20 protein-coding genes are annotated in these 24,533 nt (G+C 37.2%); 16 read left to right on the top strand and 4 right to left on the bottom strand.

What is annotated here, in order from left to right; genetic code table 11:
- Window positions 1-151: 151 nt before the first annotated feature.
- On the top strand, window positions 152-1,318 hold the full coding sequence (locus J0J35_RS03120; protein ID WP_017369318.1) for an MFS transporter: 1,167 nt from the start codon (window positions 152-154) through the stop codon (window positions 1,316-1,318).
- 48 nt (window positions 1,319-1,366) lie between these two features.
- On the opposite strand, the gene J0J35_RS03125 is transcribed toward J0J35_RS03120, so the two are convergent.
- A complete protein-coding gene (locus J0J35_RS03125) occupies window positions 1,367-1,897 on the bottom strand; it encodes an HdeD family acid-resistance protein (RefSeq protein WP_014024733.1) in 531 nt (176 codons plus the stop codon).
- 145 nt (window positions 1,898-2,042) lie between these two features.
- Here J0J35_RS03125 and J0J35_RS03130 point away from each other — a divergent pair, with 145 nt between their 5' ends.
- The 9 genes from J0J35_RS03130 to J0J35_RS03170 all read left to right on the top strand — a co-directional run bounded on the left by J0J35_RS03130 (window position 2,043) and on the right by J0J35_RS03170 (window position 12,141).
- Complete coding sequence (locus tag J0J35_RS03130) at window positions 2,043-2,483, top strand: Rrf2 family transcriptional regulator (protein WP_019335830.1); 441 nt, start codon at window positions 2,043-2,045, stop codon at window positions 2,481-2,483.
- A gap of 88 nt (window positions 2,484-2,571) precedes the next feature.
- The gene (locus J0J35_RS03135) at window positions 2,572-3,201 is read left to right on the top strand and encodes an SDR family oxidoreductase (protein ID WP_019292318.1); all 630 of its coding nucleotides are present in this window, start codon (window positions 2,572-2,574) and stop codon (window positions 3,199-3,201) included.
- A 159-nt stretch (window positions 3,202-3,360) separates the two neighbouring features.
- Window positions 3,361-5,964 (top strand): ATP-dependent chaperone ClpB, encoded by a 2,604-nt coding sequence (gene clpB / locus J0J35_RS03140; protein ID WP_206917684.1) that lies wholly within the window; start codon window positions 3,361-3,363, stop codon window positions 5,962-5,964.
- A gap of 141 nt (window positions 5,965-6,105) precedes the next feature.
- On the top strand, window positions 6,106-6,522 hold the full coding sequence (ndk, locus tag J0J35_RS03145) for a nucleoside-diphosphate kinase (protein ID WP_019293349.1): 417 nt from the start codon (window positions 6,106-6,108) through the stop codon (window positions 6,520-6,522).
- Between the two features lie 109 nt (window positions 6,523-6,631).
- On the top strand, window positions 6,632-7,849 hold the full coding sequence (locus tag J0J35_RS03150; protein ID WP_019293348.1) for an MFS transporter: 1,218 nt from the start codon (window positions 6,632-6,634) through the stop codon (window positions 7,847-7,849).
- Between the two features lie 128 nt (window positions 7,850-7,977).
- Window positions 7,978-8,709, top strand: a complete 732-nt coding sequence (locus J0J35_RS03155; protein WP_206917686.1) for a bifunctional 2-polyprenyl-6-hydroxyphenol methylase/3-demethylubiquinol 3-O-methyltransferase UbiG — start codon at window positions 7,978-7,980, stop codon at window positions 8,707-8,709.
- Window positions 8,710-8,821: 112 nt separating this feature from the next.
- Complete coding sequence (locus J0J35_RS03160) at window positions 8,822-10,771, top strand: sodium:proton antiporter (protein WP_206917687.1); 1,950 nt, start codon at window positions 8,822-8,824, stop codon at window positions 10,769-10,771.
- 130 nt (window positions 10,772-10,901) lie between these two features.
- Window positions 10,902-11,417: a hypothetical protein gene (locus tag J0J35_RS03165; RefSeq protein ID WP_206917688.1), complete on the top strand. Its 516-nt coding sequence runs from the start codon at window positions 10,902-10,904 to the stop codon at window positions 11,415-11,417.
- Window positions 11,418-11,502: 85 nt separating this feature from the next.
- Window positions 11,503-12,141: a TIGR00266 family protein gene (locus J0J35_RS03170; protein ID WP_206917689.1), complete on the top strand. Its 639-nt coding sequence runs from the start codon at window positions 11,503-11,505 to the stop codon at window positions 12,139-12,141.
- A 95-nt stretch (window positions 12,142-12,236) separates the two neighbouring features.
- Here J0J35_RS03170 and J0J35_RS03175 read toward each other — a convergent pair whose 3' ends face one another.
- The 3 genes from J0J35_RS03175 to J0J35_RS03185 all read right to left on the bottom strand — a co-directional run bounded on the left by J0J35_RS03175 (window position 12,237) and on the right by J0J35_RS03185 (window position 15,422).
- The gene (locus J0J35_RS03175) at window positions 12,237-13,793 is read right to left on the bottom strand and encodes an Nramp family divalent metal transporter (RefSeq protein WP_165719609.1); all 1,557 of its coding nucleotides are present in this window, start codon (window positions 13,791-13,793) and stop codon (window positions 12,237-12,239) included.
- 71 nt (window positions 13,794-13,864) lie between these two features.
- Window positions 13,865-14,560 (bottom strand): metal-dependent transcriptional regulator, encoded by a 696-nt coding sequence (locus J0J35_RS03180; protein WP_019292310.1) that lies wholly within the window; start codon window positions 14,558-14,560, stop codon window positions 13,865-13,867.
- 148 nt (window positions 14,561-14,708) lie between these two features.
- Window positions 14,709-15,422, bottom strand: a complete 714-nt coding sequence (locus J0J35_RS03185; protein ID WP_019292309.1) for a GntR family transcriptional regulator — start codon at window positions 15,420-15,422, stop codon at window positions 14,709-14,711.
- Between the two features lie 177 nt (window positions 15,423-15,599).
- Between J0J35_RS03185 and J0J35_RS03190 the strand changes: the two genes are divergently transcribed.
- The 6 genes from J0J35_RS03190 (at window position 15,600) to J0J35_RS03215 (ending at window position 24,526) form a co-directional block, all read left to right on the top strand.
- Entirely contained in the window at window positions 15,600-16,940 is a 1,341-nt protein-coding gene (locus J0J35_RS03190) for a PTS sugar transporter subunit IIC (RefSeq protein WP_206917702.1), read from the top strand.
- A gap of 30 nt (window positions 16,941-16,970) precedes the next feature.
- Window positions 16,971-19,595 (top strand): glycoside hydrolase family 38 C-terminal domain-containing protein, encoded by a 2,625-nt coding sequence (locus J0J35_RS03195; RefSeq protein WP_206917704.1) that lies wholly within the window; start codon window positions 16,971-16,973, stop codon window positions 19,593-19,595.
- A complete protein-coding gene (locus tag J0J35_RS03200) occupies window positions 19,573-20,892 on the top strand; it encodes a glycoside hydrolase family 125 protein (protein WP_206918149.1) in 1,320 nt (439 codons plus the stop codon). The genes J0J35_RS03195 and J0J35_RS03200 overlap by 23 nt, the downstream gene beginning before the upstream one ends.
- Window positions 20,893-20,927: 35 nt before the next feature.
- Complete coding sequence (locus J0J35_RS03205) at window positions 20,928-22,100, top strand: endoglycosidase (RefSeq protein WP_206917706.1); 1,173 nt, start codon at window positions 20,928-20,930, stop codon at window positions 22,098-22,100.
- 120 nt (window positions 22,101-22,220) lie between these two features.
- The gene (locus J0J35_RS03210) at window positions 22,221-23,654 is read left to right on the top strand and encodes a glycoside hydrolase family 1 protein (RefSeq protein WP_206917708.1); all 1,434 of its coding nucleotides are present in this window, start codon (window positions 22,221-22,223) and stop codon (window positions 23,652-23,654) included.
- Window positions 23,654-24,526, top strand: coding sequence for an ROK family protein (locus J0J35_RS03215; RefSeq protein ID WP_206917712.1), 873 nt, complete (start codon window positions 23,654-23,656; stop codon window positions 24,524-24,526). The genes J0J35_RS03210 and J0J35_RS03215 overlap by 1 nt, the downstream gene beginning before the upstream one ends.
- The last annotated feature ends 7 nt before the right edge of the window (window positions 24,527-24,533 follow it).

Consider the following 24,533-nt stretch of genomic DNA (forward strand, 5'->3'; position numbering starts at 1 on the left):
ATGAACATTTGATATGAAAAAATTGATAATAAATTTATACTTTTTTATTTTTGTGCAGAATATGATAGAATAGACTTAACAAATAGAATAGGATAAAAAGGCGGTTTCAAATTTTTGAATCTGTCTTTTTATCGGGTATTGGGGTATAGTTATGAAAAACAAACAATGGATGATTAACCTAGCAATTTCAAACTTATTGCTTGTGTTCTTAGGTGTAGGTCTCGTTATTCCTGTTTTGCCACAACTGAAAGAGCAAATGCATTTTTCAGGAACAACAATGGGAATGATGATTTCGATTTTTGCTATTGCCCAATTGATTGCTTCTCCGATCGCTGGGCATTTATCGGATAAGGTTGGACGAAAAAAGCTCATTGCTTTGGGTATGATTATTTTCGCCTTTTCTGAACTTTTATTTGGTTTAGCACAAGTTAAAGCTCTTTTTTACGTGTCTCGCGCTTTGGGAGGCATTGCAGCAGCTTTATTGATGCCTTCTGTTACAGCATATGTAGCAGATTTGACAACATTAGGCGAACGTGCCAAAGCCATGGGTAAAGTTTCAGCAGCAATCAGTGGAGGTTTTATCATTGGTCCTGGTGTCGGAGGATTTTTAGCGACTTTTGGTATAAGGGTTCCTTTTTTTGTGGCTGCACTATTAGCCTTTATCGGATTTATTTTGAGTATGACTGTGTTAAAAGAGCCAGAAAAAACAATGGATATTAATCCTGACACACCAAAAGCATCTTTCTTGGATATCCTCAAAAATCCAATGTTCACATCGCTTTTTGTCGTTATTTTAATTTCTTCGTTTGGTCTGCAAGCCTTCGAATCAATTTATAGCATCATGGCGACAATCAATTTTGGCTTTACTACAAGTGAAATTGCTTTAGTAATTACAGTAAGTGGTATTATCGCCCTTTTCTTCCAACTCTTCCTGTTCGACTGGATTGTTGGAAAGATTGGTGAAATGCATTTGATTCATTTGACCTTCTTTGCAAGTGCGCTCTTTATTGCTATTATTGCTTTCACAGGTAATCGCATCACTGTTGCTATTTCTACATTTGTTGTTTTCCTCGCCTTTGACTTATTTAGACCGGCAGTAACAACTTACTTGTCAAAACACGCAGGAGACCAACAAGGAGCAATCAATGGATTGAATTCAACCTTTACAAGTTTTGGTAATATTTTAGGTCCATTGGCTGCAGGAGTAATGTTTGATATCAATCATTTCTTCCCTTACTATATCTCTGCGATTATCTTGTTTGGTACCGGTGTATTGTCAATGCTTATGAACCGTAAATCGAAAAAAATGAAAAATTAAAAAAGAGTTCTTTACGAAGAACCCTTTTTTATTTGGCACTCGCAAAGATTACCAAGTAAAGTAACGAATCAATTTGAAAATTCCTAAGATAAGAACAACAACACCGAGAAGTGTCCAAAGTGCCATTGCACCCCATAAGGGTGTGAGCAAGAGCATGAAGCCCGCAACGACACTGAGAAGTCCTGAAAGAATTGTCCAAGGTTTAGATGGAGAATATGGAACAAACCCAAAGGAAACAAAGCCTTCAGTAATCCATGTGAATCCAACTAAAATACCAATGATGATAAACAAGGTAGCTGTTGCAGCTGCCAAGTTAATTAAAGAGAAAATCCCCGCAACCAAGTAAACCGTACCTAAAAGAAGATGTCCAAAGCGTGACCACGGATTTTCATTCATCAAGGCAAAGATAGAAACAAGATAAGAAACCCCAATTAAAATGAAGGAAATCCCAATCAAAACTGTTCCAACTTGTGCTGTACGTCCAGGCCAAAACAAAATGAGTAATCCAATAAGTGTGGAAATAAGACCATTAATTCCGACGTTGTTACGTAATTTTTTCGAAAAGTTTTCAGAAAACATATTTATACCCCTTTCTTTTCTGATAATTTAATTATAACTTATTTTGAAGAGAAGTGCCCATAATATATTTGCCTAGTTATTATAATTGACATTCTGAAAAAGGACATTTATACTTAAGGTAAAATGAGAGTCGAAGGAGAAAAAAATGCAAATATCAAGTCGCTTTACGATTGCACTTCATATTTTTGCCTGTATCCATACCTTTGAGGGAGAACATAAGATTACCAGTGATTTTTTGGCTACAAGTATTAATGTAAATCCCGTGATTATTCGAAGAGTATTACAGCAACTGAAAGCTAACGAATTAGTGCATGTTGTGCGCGGGAGCGGTGGAGCTGCAATCGCTAAACCAATTGAAGACATTAGTTTATTCGATATTTATAGTGCGGTTGAAGTCATTAATAAAAATGGCTTATTCCATTTTCACGAACATCCCAGCCCTGACTGTTCTGTCGGGAAAAATATCCATCAAGTACTGGATGATAAACTTGATTTAATTCAAAAAGCGATGGAAGACCAAATGAAGGCGATGAGTTTACAAGAAGTAATTACGGATATTGATCATTATGTGGCGATAAATCCTTAAGAAACCAAATCGTTGACATTTAATAAAAGCTTATGTAGAATTAGTTGTAACAAAAAATATTACAACGAAAAAGACATGGAGGTCTAATATGAAATTAGCAGTAGTAGCAGCAAATGGCAAAGCCGGTCGTCTTATTGTACAAGAAGCCGTAGACAGAGGCTTGGATGTAACAGCAATTGTTCGGGGCGAAAACAAAACAGTAGCTCCGTCTTCTATCGAGAAAGATTTGTTTGATTTAACTAAAGAAGACATCAAGGATTTTGATGTTATTATTGATGCTTTTGGAACATGGGCAGAAGATAGCTTGGAGCAACATACTACTTCAATCCAACATCTTGCTGATCTTGTTGAAGGTACGGACAAGCGCTTGTTGATTGTTGGTGGTGCCGGAAGTCTTTACCTTAATCCAGAACATGATTTAGCACTTTATCAATCAGAAGGTTTCCCAGACGCTTTCAAACCTTTGGCAACAGCTATGTCTGATTCATTAACTGCGTTGAGAAAACGTCAGGATGTGAAATGGACTTATGTAAGCCCTGCTGCAGATTTCCAAGCAGATGGTGAAAAAACTGGAGATTATGTTGTTGCGGGAGAAGAGTTTACGGTTAATGACAAAGGCGAAAGTGTGATTAGTTATGCAGACTATGCGAAAGCGATGATTAATATTGCACTGGAAGGAAATTATGTCGGACAACGTATCAGCGTTTTTCAAAAATAGTAAAAATAAGAGGGATTTTCTTGAGAAAATCCCTCTTATTTTTATATGTAAATTTATGAGCAAATAGTTTGACCTTTACTGACCAAAAGAGTATAATTAAGAGGTAGTAAGAAAAATGAGAAAAATACTACATTACTATGAAATGAATCGAGGTGCATTATGGACATCGAAAAAATGACAACAAGTATGCAAAAATCGCTTTATGAAGCGCAACAAATTGCGCAGACTCGCCATCATCAAGCGATTGAAATTCCACATTTATGGCGAATATTTGTGCAACCGAACAGTTTTGCCTTTAATTTTTACAAAGATTCAGAAATTAACATTGAAGAATTTACAAAAATTATTGAAAAAGAAATAGACAAGATTTCTTCTGTTGAAGGTAGCAATATTACCTATGGTCAAAATATTAGCGCAGATCTCTTTAATCTGTTCAATGCAGCAGATAAGATTGCCAAAGATATGGGTGATGAATATCTCTCAACTGAAATTGTACTCTTGGCCCTTTTTGAGTTAAAGAAAAATCCTTTAACAGAATATCTGGTTAGCCATGGAATGAATAAAGAAAAAACGAAATTAGCAATTGAAAACCTACGAGGAGGTGATAAAGTGACAAACCAAAATGCTGAAGATACATATAAAGCACTTGAAAAATACGGCGTCGACCTTGTTGCTCAAGTGAAATCAGGAAAACAAGATCCTGTAATCGGACGTGATGAAGAAATTCGTGATATTATTCGTGTCTTATCACGTAAAACAAAAAATAACCCGGTTCTAATTGGTGAACCTGGTGTAGGTAAAACAGCCATTGTTGAAGGACTTGCGCAACGTATTGTCCGTAAAGATGTACCTGAAAATCTAAAAGATAAAACAGTATTCTCTTTGGATATGGGGGCACTTATTGCAGGTGCTAAATATCGTGGTGAGTTTGAAGAACGTCTGAAAGCAGTACTGAATGAAGTTAAAAAGTCTGACGGACAAATTATTCTCTTTATTGATGAGTTACACACGATCGTCGGTGCTGGTAAGACTGAAGGTTCAATGGATGCTGGTAATCTTTTGAAACCGATGCTTGCACGTGGTGAATTGCATTTAATTGGTGCAACAACTTTGGACGAGTACCGTAAATATATGGAAACAGACAAAGCTTTGGAACGTCGTTTCCAAAAAGTTCTAGTTACTGAACCAACAGTTGAAGATACTATTTCCATTCTGCGTGGTTTGAAAGAACGTTTTGAAATTCACCACGGTGTAACAATCCACGATAACGCATTGGTTGCAGCAGCAACACTTTCTGATCGTTATATTACAGACCGTTTCTTGCCAGATAAAGCGATTGACTTAGTCGATGAAGCCAGCGCAACAATTCGTGTTGAAATGAATTCTCTGCCAACAGAACTCGACCAAGCAAACCGCCGCTTGATGCAGTTGGAAATTGAAGAAGCAGCGCTCAAAAAAGAACGTGATGATGCTTCGAAGAAACGTTTAAATATCATTCGTGAAGAAATTGCAGAACTTCGTGAAGAAAACAATCAACTTAAAGCCCAATGGGAAGCTGAAAAGAAAGAAGTGGGCAATATTTCTGATAAACGGAATGAACTGGAACGTGCACGCCATGAATTAGAAGAAGCACAAAATGAAGGTGACTTTGAAAAAGCAGCGGCCTTACGTTACGGTAAAATTCCAGAAATTGAACAATCACTGAAAGAGCTTGAAAGCAAAGCAAAATCAGATGATCTCAGTCTTGTTCAAGAATCTGTCACTGAAGAACAAATTGCGGAAGTTGTGGGCCGTATGACAGGTATTCCTGTGACAAAACTGGTGGAAGGTGAACGTGAAAAACTCCTTCATTTACCAGAAACTCTTCATCAACGTGTAGTAGGGCAAGATGAGGCAGTTGAAGCTGTGTCTGATGCTATTATTCGTGCTCGAGCAGGAATTCAAGACCCTAATCGTCCTTTAGGTTCCTTCCTTTTCTTAGGACCTACAGGTGTTGGTAAGACAGAGTTAGCTAAAGCCTTGGCCGAAAATTTATTTGACTCCGAAGAACACATGGTTCGTATTGACATGAGTGAATATATGGAAAAACACAGTGTATCCCGTCTTGTCGGAGCTCCTCCAGGATATGTTGGTTATGATGAAGGTGGTCAACTGACTGAAGCTGTGCGCCGTAACCCATATACAATTATTTTGTTGGACGAAATTGAAAAAGCACATCCAGATATCTTCAATATCTTGTTGCAAGTCTTGGATGATGGTCGTTTGACGGATTCAAAAGGCGTTTTGGTCGACTTCAAGAATACTGTTTTGATTATGACATCAAATGTCGGATCACAATATTTGCTAGACAATGTTGATGATCAAGGCGAAATATCTGAAGAAACAACTGAAGAAGTGATGAAACAATTGCGGATGCATTTCAAACCAGAATTCCTCAACCGTATTGATGATACTATTCTCTTCAAACCATTGTCATTGAATAATATTAAAAATATTATTGTGAAGATGACCGGTCAATTGACACAACGTCTTGAAGAAATGTCTGTTGAACTAGAACTTAGTGAAGAAGTCAAAGCATGGATTGCAGAAAATGCTTATGAACCAGCTTATGGTGCACGTCCATTAAAACGTTACTTGACAAAAGTTATTGAAAATCCACTTGCTAAATTAATTATTGCAGGTAAAATTCCACCAAAAACTAAAGTTCTTGTTAAACTTGTCGACAATAAAATTGACTTTGATATCTTACCCATCGAAGAATAATTGAAGAAAAAGAGAAAAGCCCGGGTTATCTCGGGCTTTTTGTATATAAAAATAGTGTTTTGTCGAAATTTACAGATAATTCTTGACAACTTATAGCTTTTAGATGTAAAATATAAACACGATATATAGGAGGAGTCAATCATGGAAAAAACTTTCTTTATTATTAAACCTGACGGCGTTCAACGTGGTCTTGTAGGTGAAATATTGAAACGAATCGAGCAGCGTGGTTTTCAGCTAGAAAAACTAGAGAGACGTTCTGCTCCAAATGGAGACTTGATTGACAAGCATTACGAAGCATTAGTTGATAAAGATTTTTATCCAAATATTCGTAGTTATATGACTTCTGGACCAGTAGTTGTTGGTGTGATATCTGGTGTAGAAGCTATTTCTTGCTGGCGCACAATGATGGGGACAACTAATCCTAGTCAAGCTCAACCAGGGACTATTCGTGGAGATTTTGCTCAATCACCTGAAAAAGGTAAAGCCATTAAAAATATTGTCCATGGATCAGACTCACCGGAATCTGCAGAGCGAGAAATAGCACTCTGGTTTTCATAAACAGAAATAAAGTCAAGGATAAAGGCTTTCCATGGAAGTTTGAGCGACAAAGCTCCAAACATTAAAGGAAAGTCTTTTTTTGTTTGCTATTTTATTCAAGGAGAAGAATATGAAAGAATTTTGGGGACTTCATCCGACCATTAAAATTAGGTTAGTGATGAATTTTTTAGGAGCACTATGCTTTAGTACAGTTGGTGGCTCCATGACAATTTACTATAATAAATATATGGGTGCTGGTATCACAGGACTCTTGCTTATTGTGAGCTCTATTATGGTTTTTTTGGTTGGCCTTTATGCGGGACATTTGACAGATTTAAAAGGTCGTCGGCCTGTCATGCTTTTTTCAACTGCAGTAACTGCAGTTGGAGCAGCACTGGCAACTTTTTCTAACTCGGGATTTTACTTCAACCCTTGGACAACTTTTTTCGGATTTTTAATCGTGAATTTTGGTTTTGGCTTTTTTAATACAGCCAGCCAAGCGATGATTGTTGATTTAACAACAAGTGAAAACCGGAGAACAGTCTACAGTATTCAATACTGGATTATCAATTTTGCTATTATGATTGGTTCGGGACTTTCTGGTTGGTTTTTCCGTGATTATTTGGTCTGGCTTTTGCTGGTGATCACTATTGAAGAAATTTTGAGTTTTGTCGTTGTCTTGTTTTGGATTGATGAGTCTTTTGACCCGCATCAAGAACATCAAAAGAAAGCACCAAATATTATAAAAGCTTATTTCTTTGTGGCTAAAGACAGCATCTTTATGTCTTATTTATTTGCTTCGGTTTTTATTGCGATGATTTTTAATCAAATTGATTACTATTTGCCAGTACATCTAAGTGACAGTTTCTCAACAACACGAATTTTAGGGTTGGAACTTTATGGTCAACGGATGTTGACACTTTTCCTATTGATCAATACCTTGATTATCGTACTCTTTATGAGTAAAATGAATCAACTTACTAAAAATTGGTCGCGGAGCACAGGGATTACATTAGGAATTTTTCTCCAAGGTTTAGGTTTTATTATTGCCTTTTTAGGTCATAATTTAAGCTGGGAAGTTACAGCAGCAGTAGTTGCTACTTTGGGCGAAATGATTCTTGTACCTTTCTCTCAAGCTTTGAGAGCCGACCTGATGGAAGGTGATCATGTTGGGACTTATACGGGCGCCTTTTCAGTGACTCAGCCAGTCGCTTCCGTACTCTCAGGTGTTTTGGTTTCGCTGTCAGCACTCTATGGGAATATTGGCATGGCTATATTTATGGGAATAATTATCCTTTTAAGTATCCTTCCCTCACTGCGGGCTATTCGAATGCATGAAGCCTCATAGAATTTTAAAAAGGTCCATGTTATAATAAAAAACAAAGGAGTAAAAATAATGTCAGAAGGAATTATTGCTCAAAAAATTGTTTCTACCCATGTAAACGTATAAATAAAATTTACATGGGAGAATAACAAATGAAAGAAAACAAATATAATAATCAAGAATTTTTTTCAAAATATGCTCAAATGGAGCGTTCAAAATCAGGGTTAGAAGCTGCCGGAGAATGGTCAGAGCTACGAAATATTTTACCTGATTTTCACAACAAAAAAGTTTTGGACCTTGGATGTGGATATGGTTGGCACTGCAAATATGCTGTTGAAAATGGAGCATCTTATGTCTTAGGCATAGATATTTCGAGTAAAATGCTGGAAAGAGCGACAAGTAAAAACTCAGATGAGAAAATAACTTATCAATGTATCGCTATGGAGGACTTATGTCTTGAACTGGATTCTTTTGATGTGGTTCTGAGCTCATTAGCCTTACATTACATTGAAGATTTGCCCATGCTTTTTTCCAACATATACATGTGCTTAACTACGGGCGGTCAGTTTGTGTTTTCGGTAGAACATCCTCTTTTTACTGCATCTGGCCTGCAAGATTGGATTTATGATGCAAAAGGAAAAAAAGAGTACTTTCCTGTAGACAATTATTTCTACGAGGGAAAACGTAAGGTGGCCTTCTTAGGAGAAGAAGTAACTAAATATCATCGAACTTTAACCACATATCTCAACACATTGCTACAACTTGGCTTTGAACTTCAACATGTGATTGAACCTCAGCCACCTGAACAAATGCTTGTATTTGAAGAAATGCATGATGAGCTGAGACGCCCGATGATGTTGATTGTTTCTGCAAGGAAAAAATAAAGAAAAGCTAGGAATAATTATTCCTAGCTTTTAATTTTCACACAGGAGGATTGTTTGTATGACGGAGTATGTGATATACTAAAGAAATAGAAAAAATTAGAAAAGGTGTTTTATGTCAGCCGTTAGTTTCATAGCTGTAATGTTGATTGGGGTCATTGCGGCAAATGTAATCAAAGAATTTTTCCCAAAAATATCTGAAACCTTTATTTTGATCGGAGTAGGAATTCTTCTGAGTTTCTTACCAGAGTTTAGGCATTTTGAGTTGGAGCCAGAGTTTTTCATGATGTTAATTATTGCACCTTTAATGTTTAATGAAGGCAGTAAAACATCTTTGAAAGAAGTTAGAAAAAATTTCAGAGGAATATTCTTTCTCTCCATTACTTTAGCTGTTGTAACTGTACTCTTTGTTGCAGCATTGACCACAAATATTATGGGCAGCTGGATTTTCCCCTTGGCAATTTGTTTTGCTGCAATTGTTACGCCAACAGACTCTGTTGCTGTTAAATCTATTATTGCGGGTAAAAAAATGCCACAAGGCGTAAATGAAGCTGTCGAGTTTGAATCTCTTTTCAATGATGCATCAGGTTTGGTCCTCTTAAGTTTGGGGCTTTCGGTGCTGGAAAGTGGTTATTTTAGTATTTGGAGAGGACTTGGCCAGTTTGCTTTTGTTTCCATTGGGGGAATACTTATTGGATTAATTGTCGGGACTTTCTTAGTTCGTATTCGCATTGCGATTAATCTTCGGGCAACAAATCCAGAAGCGACGATTATTCCGATTTCTATTTTAACGCCTTTTGCTCTTTATTTGCTTGCTGAGCATTTTGGCACCTCTGGAGTACTTGCAGTTGTTGCTGCAGGATTAATTCATAATTTTGAAGGCGATATGCTTAAACTTACGTCGACTAATGTTCAACTCACCAATAATACCATCTGGGAAATACTGAGTGGGATTCTCAACAATTTTGTCTTTATTTTATTAGGAGTAAGTCTCTTTGGTATTTGGGATATCTTTAAATCATTAGGCTTAGAAGAAGCTGTTATACTCTTCTTTATCAGTGCTTTGGTTTACGTGCTGATGTTATTTATACGAAAATTCTGGACTAATCAAAGAGGTAATCGTTCTATCGAACATTTCTTCTCAAACGATAAGAAAGAGCGCAGTAAAGACTCCACTATTTTTGCTCTATCAGGAGCACACGGAACAATGACATTGGCAATGGCCTTCTCTTTACCTCTGAATACTGCTATTTTGAGCACTGAGAATAGAGAGATTATTATTAGTATGGCAACGATTGTCATTTTGCTCAGCCTTATTGTGCCTACCTTTATCTTGCCTAAACTCTTGTCACCAATGAAAGCTGCAAGTTCAGACGACATTGATAGTGTTCGAAATGATATGGTTGACTATGCTATTTTACATATGATGCAAGTGATAGAGGACAGTAAGGTTCGCAGTAGCTTAACAAAGCAATTGCAATCGCAAAAAGGTTTGCAAATTCCTGATCATAATAAGAGTAGTCGACTCTTAGAAAACATTGTGACCTGGCAAGAAGCATTTTTGGATAGTTCAGATATTCAAGAAAATTTTTCAGCGAAAGCTATTGACTACTTCAGAATTTACTTGGAGAATAGCAGCAAGCGCGCCATGAGTAAAAAAATTAGAAGAATGTTTTCGAGAAGAAGTCGATTACGTGGAGCTGATCAAAGTGAGATGCAAGAATTCATAGCCGTAAGAAATGAACTTGGGCATTTAGAGGATGTTCTTTATGAGGCCACAATGGAAAAATTAAATCGTCTTGAAAGAGAACGATTTGAGAAGAAGGTTACTGATTTCAGCGACATTGAAGAAGTGAAGCGAGTCTTCGAAAATAGACATTACCGTATGCGAAATGAAATTCAAGAAGAAACAATCGTGCCTAACGAACTACTTATTGAAGCTTTCCAACTTGAATATCAGTATGTACTGGATCAGGTGAAATCGGAAACTATATCAAAAGAAACAAGCAACAAACTCTTTAAAGAAATCAATAACGCGCAAGTTTTACAACTACAAAATCAATAAAAAGCCTTAAGGCTTTTTTATAATAACTTTCGCTTAAGAAAAGTACTGTAAAATAAAAAAAAATAATTAAATTTAAAATGTCTTTGTGACAGACGGCCGTTTATAAGTTGCTCACAGATAAGAGGAGATTATGGTTTCAAGAAGACCAAAAAGAAATAAAAAAGGAATTTTGAGAAGATTAATTGGTTTTCTTGTGGGGCTTATTATCGTGCTTGCGCTTTTTGTGGGAGGTCTTGTTTTGCTTGGGCGTTATGCAATTGCCAATAATACGGATAATCTTCTGTCGAAAGTTATTCCCTATTCAGAAAGTTTGACTGATGCTTCAGGAAATATTGCTCCAGCCAGTCCAGAAGCGATTGTCTCAACACTGAATCAAAATGCCAGCAATATTGTGAGTCGTTCGCAAGGTTTTATTGATTCGGCCCAAGCCACAACAGATGGACAGACAGTAAAATATACAGTAAGTTCCTCTAAAATGAATGGCTTCTTATCTCACAGCATCTTAGCAACAAATGGTGATCAGATAGAAAAAGTTGCCGATAAAGTTTTAGAATCAATGAAAGCTTCTGGAGTAAATCATCCTCAACTTGTTGTGAATCTTACCGATGATCAAGGCAAAACAATTCAAACTATTGATTATAGATAAAGAGAGTAAAAAGTTTCTTGACCTGAGCAAGAGGTTTTTTACTCTCTTTAATTTTATGTTATAATGAGAAAGTAGGCCCCAATTTATGGAATATCAATTGAGCTCAACATCAGCTTTTCCACTTGTACATGTTACCCTGCAAGATAAGGAAGAAATTCAGATTGAGTCAGGAGCAATGGTTTACCACAACCCTTCAGTTACGCTTGAAGGTAAGATGAATAGCAATGGGAGAGGTGGTATTGGTGGCGCCTTGAAAGCTCTTGGGCGCTCAATAACAAGTGGTGAAAGTTTCTTTATCACTAAGGTCAAATCAAGCAGTGCTAATGGTCAAATCACTTTGGCGCCAGCTACTCCGGGTGCTGTGAAAGAACTTAATATTGGTCAAGAACAATGGCGTTTGAATACAGGGGCCTTCCTTGCAAGTGATGGCGATGTTCACTATACGATGGAACGACAAAAACTAAGTGGAGCTCTTCTTGGGGGAACTGGTGGTCTCTATGTTATGGAAACACAAGGAAGTGGCCGTATGTTAGTTAATGGCTATGGTGATATTGTCGAAATTGAATTAGATGGTACAGAAGAATATATCGTGGACAATCATCACGTCCTTGCATGGAGCAAAACGCTCGATTATTCAATCGAAGTCGCTTCTGGAACTTTTGGTTTTAAAACTGGTGAAGGGCTTGTCAACAAATTTAAAGGTCGTGGTAAAATCATGATTTAAAGCCGTAATATGGAGGCTTTTGCTGAGTCAATCATCCCTTTCTTACCAAGTAATGGTTAAATAAAAAAAGCTATCGGTGATAGCTTTTTTTATGTTTATGAATCTGATAGTTTTTGATTAAGCAGTGAGAGTTTTCTATTGCCTCGGTAGAGTTCAAATATAGTCCAAATGAGTAAAGCAATTACTAAAACAATAAGTAGAATTGCGGTTCCATCTGCAAGATAGGCAAGATTCTTAGGAAATAGACTTTCAATTTGATCTGGTAGACCAATAAGATTAAGGTAAGTCAACGCAATGACAGAGAACCAACCAAAGAGTTGAACAATCCAATTGTTTTTAAATTTACCCATTTCATTTTTACTATTTGTAAGCATTAGAAGAGGAATAATGGAGAAGGGCAGTGCAAATGCAAGAAAGACTTGAGAATTATTCATGAGATTGTTAATAGCTTCATGCTGTGCTTTTAGACTGTAGCCGCGTGTCATCGTAACACAAATCAAGACAGGAACGACAGATAGTAAGCGCGTGATTAGACGACGCGCCCACATTGGCATCCGCATATGGATAAATCCTTCCATTATGATTTGTCCTGTTAAAGTCCCCGTAATTGTCGAATTTTGGCCAGAAGCCAGTAAAGCTACGGCAAATAAGGTAGATAAAGCACCTGTCTTAGCAACATCCGCAAGTACACCATTGCTTAATAAATCTGGTGTCGAAAGGGCATCGTAAAGGCCAAAAAATGAAGGGTCGTCAATGACACCTGTTTTAAATACAGCAACACCCATAATGAGCAATAGCGAATTAACAACAAAAGCTAAACTCAATTGGATATTAGAATCCCAAGTTGAAAAACGAACAGCTCGAGCGATGTCTTTATCGTCATTATGGTCAATTTTACGACTTTGTGAAATTGAAGAATGGAGATAGAGATTATGTGGCATTACAGTTGCCCCAATGATACCAAGAGCTCCTGTTAAAGGTGTCATTCCTGCAATAGAAGGGGAAGTAGCAAAGGTCCGTGTATTTGGAATAAAACCTTCCACAATTCCTTTCCAATCGGGATTAGACAAAGCAACTTGATAGGTGAAAATAAATAAAATCACTAATATTAGACACACAACAAGAGCTTCAATCTTTCTAAAACCTACTTTTGTGAGGAGCAAGAGTAAAAAGACATCAAAAACCGTAATGAAGACCGCTAGAATAAGCGGAATATCGAAAAGTAAATACAGTGCGATTGCTGCACCAATAACTTCTGCAATGTCTGTTGCCATAATCGCAAGCTCTGTAAGTATCCATAGGATGATTCCTAAAGTTTTGCTGGTACGTGCACGGATAGCTTGGGCGAGGTCCATCTGGCTAACAATCCCAAGTTTTGCTGACATGTACTGAAGGAGCATAGCAATTAGGCTTGACATCAAAATGACAGAAATCAGTAAATATTGAAAATTTTGTCCACCTGTGATTGAGGTTGACCAGTTTCCCGGATCCATGTAACCCACAGCCACTAAAGCTCCAGGTCCTGAATATGCAAGAAGTGTCCTAAAAAACTTACCATCTTTTGGAACTTTTACTGTGCCGTTAATCTCTTGAAGAGACTTTCCGTTTGTATGATAAATCAACTTATGTGGTTGATTTTTAAAATCATTCATTTTTACCTTCTCTAAGTTGAACTATATTCAACATTGTTTTTTAATATTACTGTTAATATAAGAGAAAATGACTAGGTGTTTTCGTTTTCTAAAGCAGAAGCAACGGTTCCAGTTCTTTGCATTAGTAAGATTTTTTCTTGTAAAAATTGAGGAATAACCGAAACTTGGCCATTGTCCTCTTTCAGAATAATTGATCCATCCTGAAGCCGCTCAATAATCTGAATAAAGTGCGGGATGTTAATGTTTAACTTTTCAAAGAAGGCTTGTGCTTCCTCGTTTAAAGTCGTGATATAGTAACTTTTGTTTTCCTCAGCTTGCTTGAGCGGAATTTCTACTTTATTTTTTTTCCAAAACACTTCTGAAGGAATGGTTGAACCATGTGGATCAACAGCAGGATAATCTAATAAAGCGTAGAGATATTCCACAAGCTTTGGCGAAGAGGCGTGTTCTAAATTTTCAGCTTCATCATGAACTTCCTCTGTAGAATAGCCAAGTTTGTCCACTAAGAAACTTTCCCAAACACGATGACTTTTAATAATAAAGCGAGCCTGAACATTGCCTTGCTCTGATAAATTTACACCACGATATGGTGCATAGTCTACAAGTTGTTTTTTTGCTAATCTTTTAATCATTTCAGTTGCACTAGGCGCAGCAACAGATAATTTTTTTGCAATAAGTTGTATACTGACAGCTGAATCATCTCCCGCACGTTCCAAGGTATAAATAGCCTTAAGATAATCCTGCTCATTTTTTGTTAGTTTTAACACCTGAGTTTCTCCTTATATTATAACAAGAACATTATAGCACGTGCTTATTTATTTTTCAATAATATAAGGGTAGCCTAATGAGGAGGATATTTGCAAATGCAAATTAAAAAGCCACAAACATTTTTAAATTTGTGGCTTTTTAATCGCTTTAGTTCTTTTTGAGATGAATATCAAGTGCAAATTTGGTTTGGTTACTGATAAAGTAGGATTTAGAAAATTCAAAAGCATGTCCTTTTTGGTCGTAAGCAGTTTGCTCAATAACGAGGACGGGCGAATGACGTTCAATCTCCAAATTTTTGCTCACTTCCTCATCGGCTTGATCGGCGTAAATGACACGTTTAGCATCTACTAACTGTAGTTTTGCTTCCTGTCCCAGATAGTCATAGACAGAGCCTTCTAAGATTTCTTCGGTGATGGGAGCGATATAACTTGGCATGACAACATGTTCAAAACTATAAGCTTTGCCATTCAGAATACGAAGACGTTTAAATTCGTAAACCGGATCTGTTTTATTCAATAGAAGATGCTTTTGCTCTTCTATTGAAGGTAAACGCGCATCAAAAAAGAGTATTTTACTTTTAATCTCTTGATCACGATGCGAATAAGTTACACCAATCGGTAAATCTAAAGGTAGAAGCTCTGTGGTTTCTTCCACTCTCGGACGAATATAAGTTCCGGAGCCTTGTTTACTAAAGATTAAGCCTTCGTTTTCTAATAAAGTGAGAGATTTTTTTAAAGTAATACGTGACACATTATACTTTTCAGCAAAGAATTCTTGTGTAGGGAGAAGCGTTCCCGCTCGATAATGGTTGGTCAGGATGTCTCGTTTGATGTCAGCGTAAATTTCACGGTATTTGTACAATTTGTATACCTCGCTTTTTATGATTTGTATATATATTATATAACATTTTATACAATTTGTCTACATTAATTTCATATTCATCTTTACAAATTTTAAAAAATTGTATATAATAAAAAACGGAAGCGGTTTCTTTTTGGTGGAAGTGGCTTCTAAAAAAAGAAAAAGGAAGTGCGTATTATGAAAATTGATGTGCAGAAGTTTCAAGAACCATTACTAAAAGTATCTGCTTGGGTGGAGCGGAATACGATTTTACAGGCCATTAAAAATGCCTTTGTAAGGACAATACCGTTCACGGTTGTAGGTTCCTTCTCTAATCTGATCAAAATGCAGCTTGATGCCCTTATTAAAAACCAAGATATTCATAATGCTTTATTGACGAATATCAGTAATCTGTTTGGTTATATCGGAAATGCGACCTTAGGTATTGTTGCACTTATTGTGGTCTTTTCTTCAGCATATTCTTATGCTTTCGAGCTAAAAAGAAATGAAAAAAACAGCCAACTTAATCCAATCATTTCAACTTTGCTAGCCTTTGCAGCCTATTTCGTAATGGTACCCAATAACGTTAATTATTTGGATCCGAAAGCGGATATTGTTGAAGGTTTTTCAACCTCATTTTTCAGCTATGAAGGGATGTTTACTGCCCTCATCGTTGGTTTAATTGCCGTGGCTTTATTTGCACGATTTACACGAAGTAAATTTACAATCAAAATGCCCGGCAATGTGCCACAAAATGTATTTGATTCTTTCTTCTCATTAATTCCGATTAGTGGTGTACTGTTAATCTTTGGCGCAATTCGGATTGCCCTACAATCATTGGGCTATGTGTCATTACTGCAAATGATTTCTGAAGTACTTATTAAGCCTTTGCTAACAGTAGGTACAGGATTACCTGCCATTCTCATCGTTATTCTACTCCAACAAATCTTATGGTTCCTCGGCCTTCATGGTTTCAATATCGTTTGGGGTGTCGTATCAGCTTTCTGGCTCCCTATTTTCTTAGAAAATGTAGCAAAATTTGCTGAAACACAAAGTTTTGCTGGCATTTCTATTGCGCCAAATACAATGACCAACGTATATGCCATGATTGGTGGTTCAGGTGCGACCTTTGGTTTAATTATCGCGATGCTTATCTTTACGAAGAAAGGCGAAAAAGAACGTGAAGTGGCAAAACTTGCTTTAATACCTGGATGTTTTGGGATAAATGAACCGGTTATCTTCGGCCTTCCTATCGTTCTTAATCCGTTAATGTTTATCCCCTGGGTGCTTGTCCCAATGATTAACGCTGTGATCGCTTATATTGTAACATCTATTGGCTGGGTTGTTCCTCTGGTCGTCCTGAATTCAGGAAATGAACCTATCTTTATCAGTACCTGGGTTTTAGGAGCCTTCCATATTAGTCCGGTTATATTGACCCTTGTTTTGGTTGTCTTAGACATTGTTTTATATGCACCGTTTGTAATTCTTAACCAAAAACAAGAACGTGCTGAACAAGCAGCAATGCTCAGTGCAGAATAGAATTTAAATAAGAAATAGAGGAAAGTACCCATGAAAAAAGTATATACTGTTGCACATACTCACTGGGATTTTGAATGGTATTTTACAAGACAAGAAGCACGTGTGCAATTTATTTTTCACATGGATGAAGTTTTAGAAGCTTTGGAAAGTAATCAGTTGGATTTTTATACTTTAGATGGTCAAATGTCAATTGTCGAAGATTATCTCAGTCTCTTTCCTGAAAGAGAAAAACAGCTGAAAAAATTTGTCCAGGCGGGCAGACTCTTCGTCGGACCTTGGTTCACACAAATTGATGAAATGACAACTTCTGGGGAATCAATAGTGAGAAATCTACGTATTGGTATTCGTGAAGCAGAAGAACTAGGCAGTGCTATGAGAATTGGCTACTTGCCAGATTCTTTTGGTCAAAGTCAAGACATGCCGAAAATCTATCATGGCTTTGATATCCAACATGCCCTTTTTTGGCGCGGGATGCCGAATGAAGCGAACACGCGCTACTTTTATTGGTCAAGTAATGATGGTTCAAAAGTACTGACAGCCAATATTAAAAATGGTTACTATGCGGGAGTTGATTTAGTAGAAAAGAATGATTTTTCAGACCTGGTTGAAAGAATATCAACACATACAAATAGCAACGCGCATCTTTTACCGGTGGGAGGGGATCAGCGTGCAGTTGATTTTAATTTAAAAACAAGGATCGATAAGGCAAATCAAGAAATTGAAGAATCAACAGTGTTTATTGAAAGTAACTATCCGCAATTTTTCAAGGCACTCGAAAAAGATGCCCAAGAATTTCTAGATATCAAGGGCGAGTTTATTGAGCCAATAGATTCCAAAATTCACCGTGGTATTTATTCATCACGTTATGACTTAAAACAAGTCTATGATCAACTTGAGCGTCTTTTAACTTATCAGTTAGAACCAATGTCTGTTTTAGCTGCACGTTATGGCATTCCTGTTAAACAAGGTCTAATAGATAGCTTGTGGAAGATAGTAAGCCGCGGTCAAGCACACGACAGTGCTGGTGGTTGTAATAGTGATAAAACTAACCGCGATATCTATATGCGTGGGATAAATGGCCTACAGGAAGCTCAGTCTTGTATGGACTACTTGCTCAGAAAATTAAGTATTTCACTAAATAGGAATCAAGAAGACAGTCTTTTCATGTGGAATCCTCTTCCTTTTGAGCTTAAAGTGATAAAGAAAGTCAAACTTTCTACACAAAATAAACATTTTTCACTCACTGACGACAGGGGAGAGAAGGTAGCTTTTGAGATTATTGAGCAAGTAACAGAAAATGCAGCATTACTTCGCAGAAATCCTGAGGAAATGCTTGATGAATCTTACTATGTTAGTACAATAGCAGTAGAATGCACTTTACCAGCCATGGGCTATGTACATTATCATATTAGTGCCGAGGAAGAAAAGCCTCAAACACTGCTAAAGGCAACAAGGATTGAAAATGATTTTTATCAGATTGAGTTTACTGAGGGAAAGTTCAATCTTTGCCTTAAGAAGAATGGTAAAAAATATTTAGATTTTCTATCTTTTGAAGATGGAGGAGATGAAGGAGATACCTACGATTATTCACCAGCCTTTGCGGATTGGATCTTAAATCTGAACTTTAATAACAGTCAAACTTTTCATGTGGAACAAGGAAAATTACTAAGCCGAATAATTGTAGAAGGCGAATGGAAACTTCCTTATAACCTGGCATCACGGAAAGAACGACAACTTGATGGACAGGTCACATATACATTAACTTTAGAGCTTAATAAGCAGGATAATCGGATTCAGCTTAGACTAAATGTGAATAATCAAGTGCTTGATCATCGTTTACGCCTAGTACTTAAAACAGATGTTCAGTCTGAGTTTTCGACCAGTGATACACCTTTTGGTATTATCAATCGACCGATTGAAGAAAAGCACTTGCAAGATTGGCGAGCAAGAGGATATAAAGAAGAACCCACAAGCATGCGTCCGATGATTCACTTCACCAATCTTCATGATACGAAGACAAGTTGGAGTTTCTTAAGTAAAGGAACAAAAGATTTCCAAGTTCTTGATAAGGAGCAGCAAGAGCTTGCCATTACCATATTTAGAGGCGTGGGTTACCTAGGAAGACCAGATACACAAAGACGACCAGGAGATGCTTCTGGTTTGCAAACCAGAGAGGTTGAAACACCTGATAGCCAACTTTTAGGGGAAGTTTTCTTTGAAGGAAATATCGTGATAGACACTGATTTTAATGCTGCAGCTCTCCAAAATCAATACCTACTCACTACACAGGAAAATATATATTACCAAACACAGACAATCAATCGCTTTAGCACACCAATAGAATATTTCCCTATAAACAAGAAGAAGCTAGAATTAAAAGAGCAACAGGTAATAGCTTTAGCAAACAGTGAAGTAGCCTTCAGCAGTATGGAAACTAGTATCGATCAAAGAGGTATACAATTACGGCTCTATAATCCCTGTGATACTGCCCAAGATATGCCGGGAATCATCAAACTTCGAAAGCCAGCAACAATTAAGCTGTTAAACTTGGAAGGTAAAATTATTGGCAATCTTGAAGATTCTGCCGAAGAGCTCATAATGGAAGAATTTAGACCAGGTGAAATTAGAACTTATGGTATCTTTTTCAAAAAATAGTAGGAGGACAAAGGAGTTGATAAAACAAGAAGAGTTAATCTCCAAGATTAAAAAACATGCAGAGACAATTCGTCTATGGGATGACCGAGCTACATCACTTTTTCAAGATGCCATAGTGGATACTATTTCAAACACCGTTTCAGTACGTGAAAATGGGGAAATATTTGTGGCCACAGGTGATATTCCGGCAATGTGGTTAAGAGATTCTACCTTTCAAATACTCCCATATTTGGAAATGGCGGATTCTATTCCGGAGATAACATCTTTGGTTCACGGTGTGTTGAAGCAACAATTACGTTATATTAATCATGATCCTTATGCCAATGCTTTTAATAAAGAACCAACAAACAATCACTATAGTCAAGATGTCTCTAATGTTCAAATATCGCCTTTAGTTTGGGAAAGAAAATTTGAGATTGACTCCTTGTGTGCACCCTTATTCCTGGCTTATCAACTCTACAAGCATACAGGCTATAGCGAACACCTTAAGGAAGATTATTGGGCAACAGTTGAACTTGTTCTCGACACTTTTATTACGGAGCAACATCATGAAAGCTCAGACTATATTTTTAAAAGAACAAATTGCCCGCCATCCGATACACTATCTCATGAGGGACGTGGAGAACCAATTGGTTATACAGGTATGGTTTGGAGCGCCTTTAGACCGAGTGATGATGCGTGTAAGTACGGTTATTTTATTCCAGGGAATTGCTTTATCTTAGTGGTTTTGGGTCAACTTCTAGAGCTGCTTCCGGAGCATCACTCTCCAAGATTAAAAAGAAAAATAAAGAAACTTCAAGAAGAAATAACAGAAGGAATTCAAACTTATGGTCTAGTTACGTCTGAAAAAAATCCTTATTATGCCTATGAGGTTGATGGTTTAGGTAAACAACTCTTTATGGATGATGCAAATGTACCAAGTCTACTTTCCCTGCCTTTCCTCGGCTATTGTGAAGCAGAAGATCCACTTTATACAAAAACGAGAGAAAAATGCTTAAGTGAAGAAAATCCTTATTATTATGTGGGACAATATTTGCATGGCATCGGTAGCCCACATACGCCGCCACGGTATGTATGGCCAATAGCTTTAGCTATGGAAGGATTGACAACAAACGATATAGACAAAATGAAAAAACAGATAGAGACAATCGTTGCCGCAGATGGAGAAACTGGCCAGTGCCATGAGGGAATTGATGTGGACAATCCGAATAATTACACTCGCGAATGGTTCTCTTGGTCAAACATGACCTATTGTCAATTGGTTTTTCGGTACTTAAAGTTTAGTCAAAACAAATAAAATTTTTAAAAATGTTTTCTTAAGGAGGAGGCAAGATGAAAAAAATGAAACGCTATATTTTGGGTTTGCTTACAGTTGGACTTGGTATGCTTATTTTTGGTCCAATCTCTGCGCAGGCACAAGAAGACAGCCAGCAAGCGAAAACTATGGTCTACTACCGTGCATGGCGTGATAAGGAAATGAAAGGTGTCAATACCAGCCTTACAGACGAAAATTGGTTAAGCATGGATGATATTCCTTATGGAATTGATATTGTCAATGTTTTTAGCTATGTCCCTCAAGGTCAAGAAGATGCCGCTGCCCCCTTTTTTGAAAAGCTTAAAAAATCTTATGTCCCTAACTTACATGCTCGAGGTGTAAAGTTGACTAAGGCAATAGATTATTCAGAGCTTTTAAAAATTCCATATGCAGGCAACTTTCCAACCCCAGAAGAATTTGATGCTTATGCGAATCAATTGTTAGACGAGCATGTACGCCAATACGGACTTGATGGCTTAGATATTGACATGGAAACGTATCCAAGTACTACAGATATTGCTCTGTCAAATGGTGTTATTCGAGCATTATCAAAATATATTGGGCCTCTCGCAAAGAACGGAACTGTATTTGTTTATGATACCAATGGTTCCAATCTCAATCCTTTGAAAGACGTTGCTGACAGCTTTACATATCTTGGTTACCAACAATATGGGTCAGATGACACACGCACAGCCAGAGCAATAAAAGATTATACCGGGGTAATTCCACAAGAACAATTTATGCCTGGTTTAGCCTTTCCGGAAGAGCAAGACCGTAATAGATGGTACGATGCTAAAGAACCTTACGAAGAAAGTAATATTTACAAAGTAGCAAAATATACAGCAGAAAATAAACTGTATGGCATGTTTCTTTATGCCTTAGACCGTGATGGAAGAACATATAACAATTTTGATCTAAATCATATTGTGCCTTCTAACTTCCTTTGGACGAAAACAGCCATTTTACAGGCCAAAGGCTTTACTCTCCAAGAGACAAAAAATTTAGCACTACATCATTGGAAGCGTGTTGGACAAGGAACAGAAAATTATCAAACCGTTTTAAATAGAATTAATCAAGCTCGGTCAATTTATGAAGTTAATAAAGTCTTGCTTGGATCAAGCGATAACTTTGCCAATGACGGTGTAAGTCCTCAATATGACCCAATGTATGAATTACAACTCATGAAGTAGACTTTCGTTATTGAATAAAAATAGATGAGATTCTAGGAAATTTTACTTTTTCTAGGGTCTATTTTTGAAAAAGTATAAATCCTTCTATTTGAGAAGAAGGAAAGTAGAAGGAGCAGAACAATGAAAATAGAATTTCCAAAAGATTTTTGGTGGGGGGCAGCGACAAGTGGTCCACAAACTGAAGGGCGTTTCAAGAAAAAACACGACAATGTTTTTGATTATGACTTTGATCATTTTAGTGAACAATTTTGGGGCTCAATTGGACCCGATACTGCCAGTAATTTTTACAATGATTTCGAAGAAGATATCCGTTTAATGCAGAAAGCTGGACTCAACAGTATTAGAACAAGTATTCAGTGGTCCAGACTTATTGAGGATTTTGAGACTGGAAAGACTAATCCTCAAGCAGTGGCGTTTTATAACCGCGTAATCGATACTTTCTTAGCTGCCGGAATTCGGCCCATGATGAACTTACATCACTTTGATCTGCCTGTAGAGCTTCTCCATAAATATGGCGGATGGGAAAATAAAAAAGTGGCGCTACTCTTTGCTCAGTTTGCGGAGCAATGTTTCCGCTTATTTGGCGACCGAGTAATGGAGTGGTTTACACATAATGAGCCAATAGTAGTTGTTGAATGTGGCTATCTTTTAGGTTTCCATTATCCCGACCTTAAAGATGGTAAAAAAGCAGTTCAAGTTGCCTATAATCTGCAGTTAGCTTCCAGTTTAGCGATTGAAAGATTTAGAAAAATTAATAAGAATGCCCAAGCTCAGATTGGGATCATTCTCAACTTAACGCCTAATTATGCTAAGGACGAGGAAATACAGAATCTCAGAGCGGCTCACTTTGCTGATTTATGGCAAAACCAACTGTTTTTAGATGCTTCAGTAAAAGGACATTTCCCACAAGAACTCGTCAACATTTTAGAGCGTGATGCTGTATTGTGGGAAAGCACTACTGAAGAGCTTGAGGTGATAAAGCACAATACGGTGGATTTTTTAGGCGTCAATTATTACCACCCAAGTCGTGTCCAAGAGCCAGAGTTTTCAAGTGACAGTTTGGCTCAGGATTGGTTACCTGAAAAATATTATGCATCCTTTAACAAAAGAGGCGTGCGTATGAATGCAGACAGAGGCTGGGAGATTCACCCGCAGACGATTTATAAAATAGCAAAAACGATACAAAATGACTATAATAACATTCCTTGGTTCATCTCCGAAAATGGAATGGGTGTTGAAAATGAAGCACGTTTTGAGGATACAAGTGGTGTTATCCAAGATGATTATCGTATTCAATTTATGACGGAACATCTTTACTATTTACACCAAGCAATGGTCGAAGGTTCAGCTTGTTTAGGTTATCATACATGGACACCAATAGATTGCTGGAGTTGGCGTAATTCCTATAAAAACCGCTATGGATTAATTTCTCTAGATATTCACAGACAGATTAAGAAACTAAAAAAATCAGCACATTGGTATCGTAAAGTTTCAGAAAGCTCAAGCGTTGACATTGAAGAAGCACTGTTACAAAAACTGAAAGAGGATAAATAATGGCACTGATAACAATTGATGTTGGTGGAAGCAGCATTAAATATAGTCTTTTCTCTGAAGGGAAATTAGGAGAAGTCAAGTCGAAGCAAACCCCCGATAATCTCGAAGATTATTACAGCAGTCTGAAGGATATTGTGAGTGAAATGAGACAAGAGAGGACAAATATTACTGGTGTTGCGATGAGCTCTCCTGGAGCGGTGAATCAATCAACAGGCTATATTGAAGGATTCAGCGCATTGCCTTATATTCACGGCTTTAATATCCAACACGCATTAGAAGAAAAGTTAGGCTTAACTTTGACTATTGAAAATGATGCCAATTGTGCTGCTCTTGCCGAAGTTGCTTTTGGAGCAGCAAGGCATCTAAAAAATGTACTTTTTCTAGTACTTGGCACAGGAGTAGGTGGAGCTGTTGTTCTCAATGGGAAAATTCATCACGGGAAACATCTTTTTGGTGGTGAATTTGGTTTTATGTTGATGGATGAAAAACATACTTTTTCAGAACTGGGAACAGCAGTAAACATGGCAAAGCGTTACAATCAACGGTGTAGTACAAATGTGACAGGACAAGAAGTTTTTAGACGAGCAATACAGGAAAAGGATATTCTTGCACAAGAGGAGATGGAACGCTTTACATTTAATGTTGCTAAAGGTATTTATAATCTCCAGTATGCTTTTGATCCTGAACTCATTGTCATTGGTGGGGCAGTTTCACAAGCGGAGTGGCTGGTTCCAGAACTTAACAAACAGCTGAACAAAATAATTAAGTCTTTAGAAATACCGCCTTTTTTGCCTGAGATTAAGGTTTGCCACTATCGTAACTCAGCCAATCTCATAGGTGCAGCCGTAAATTTTCAACAAAATAAGAGATAAAATAAAA

It is taken from the genome of Lactococcus sp. LG606 (assembly GCF_017309645.1).
GTDB lineage: Bacteria > Bacillota > Bacilli > Lactobacillales > Streptococcaceae > Lactococcus > Lactococcus petauri.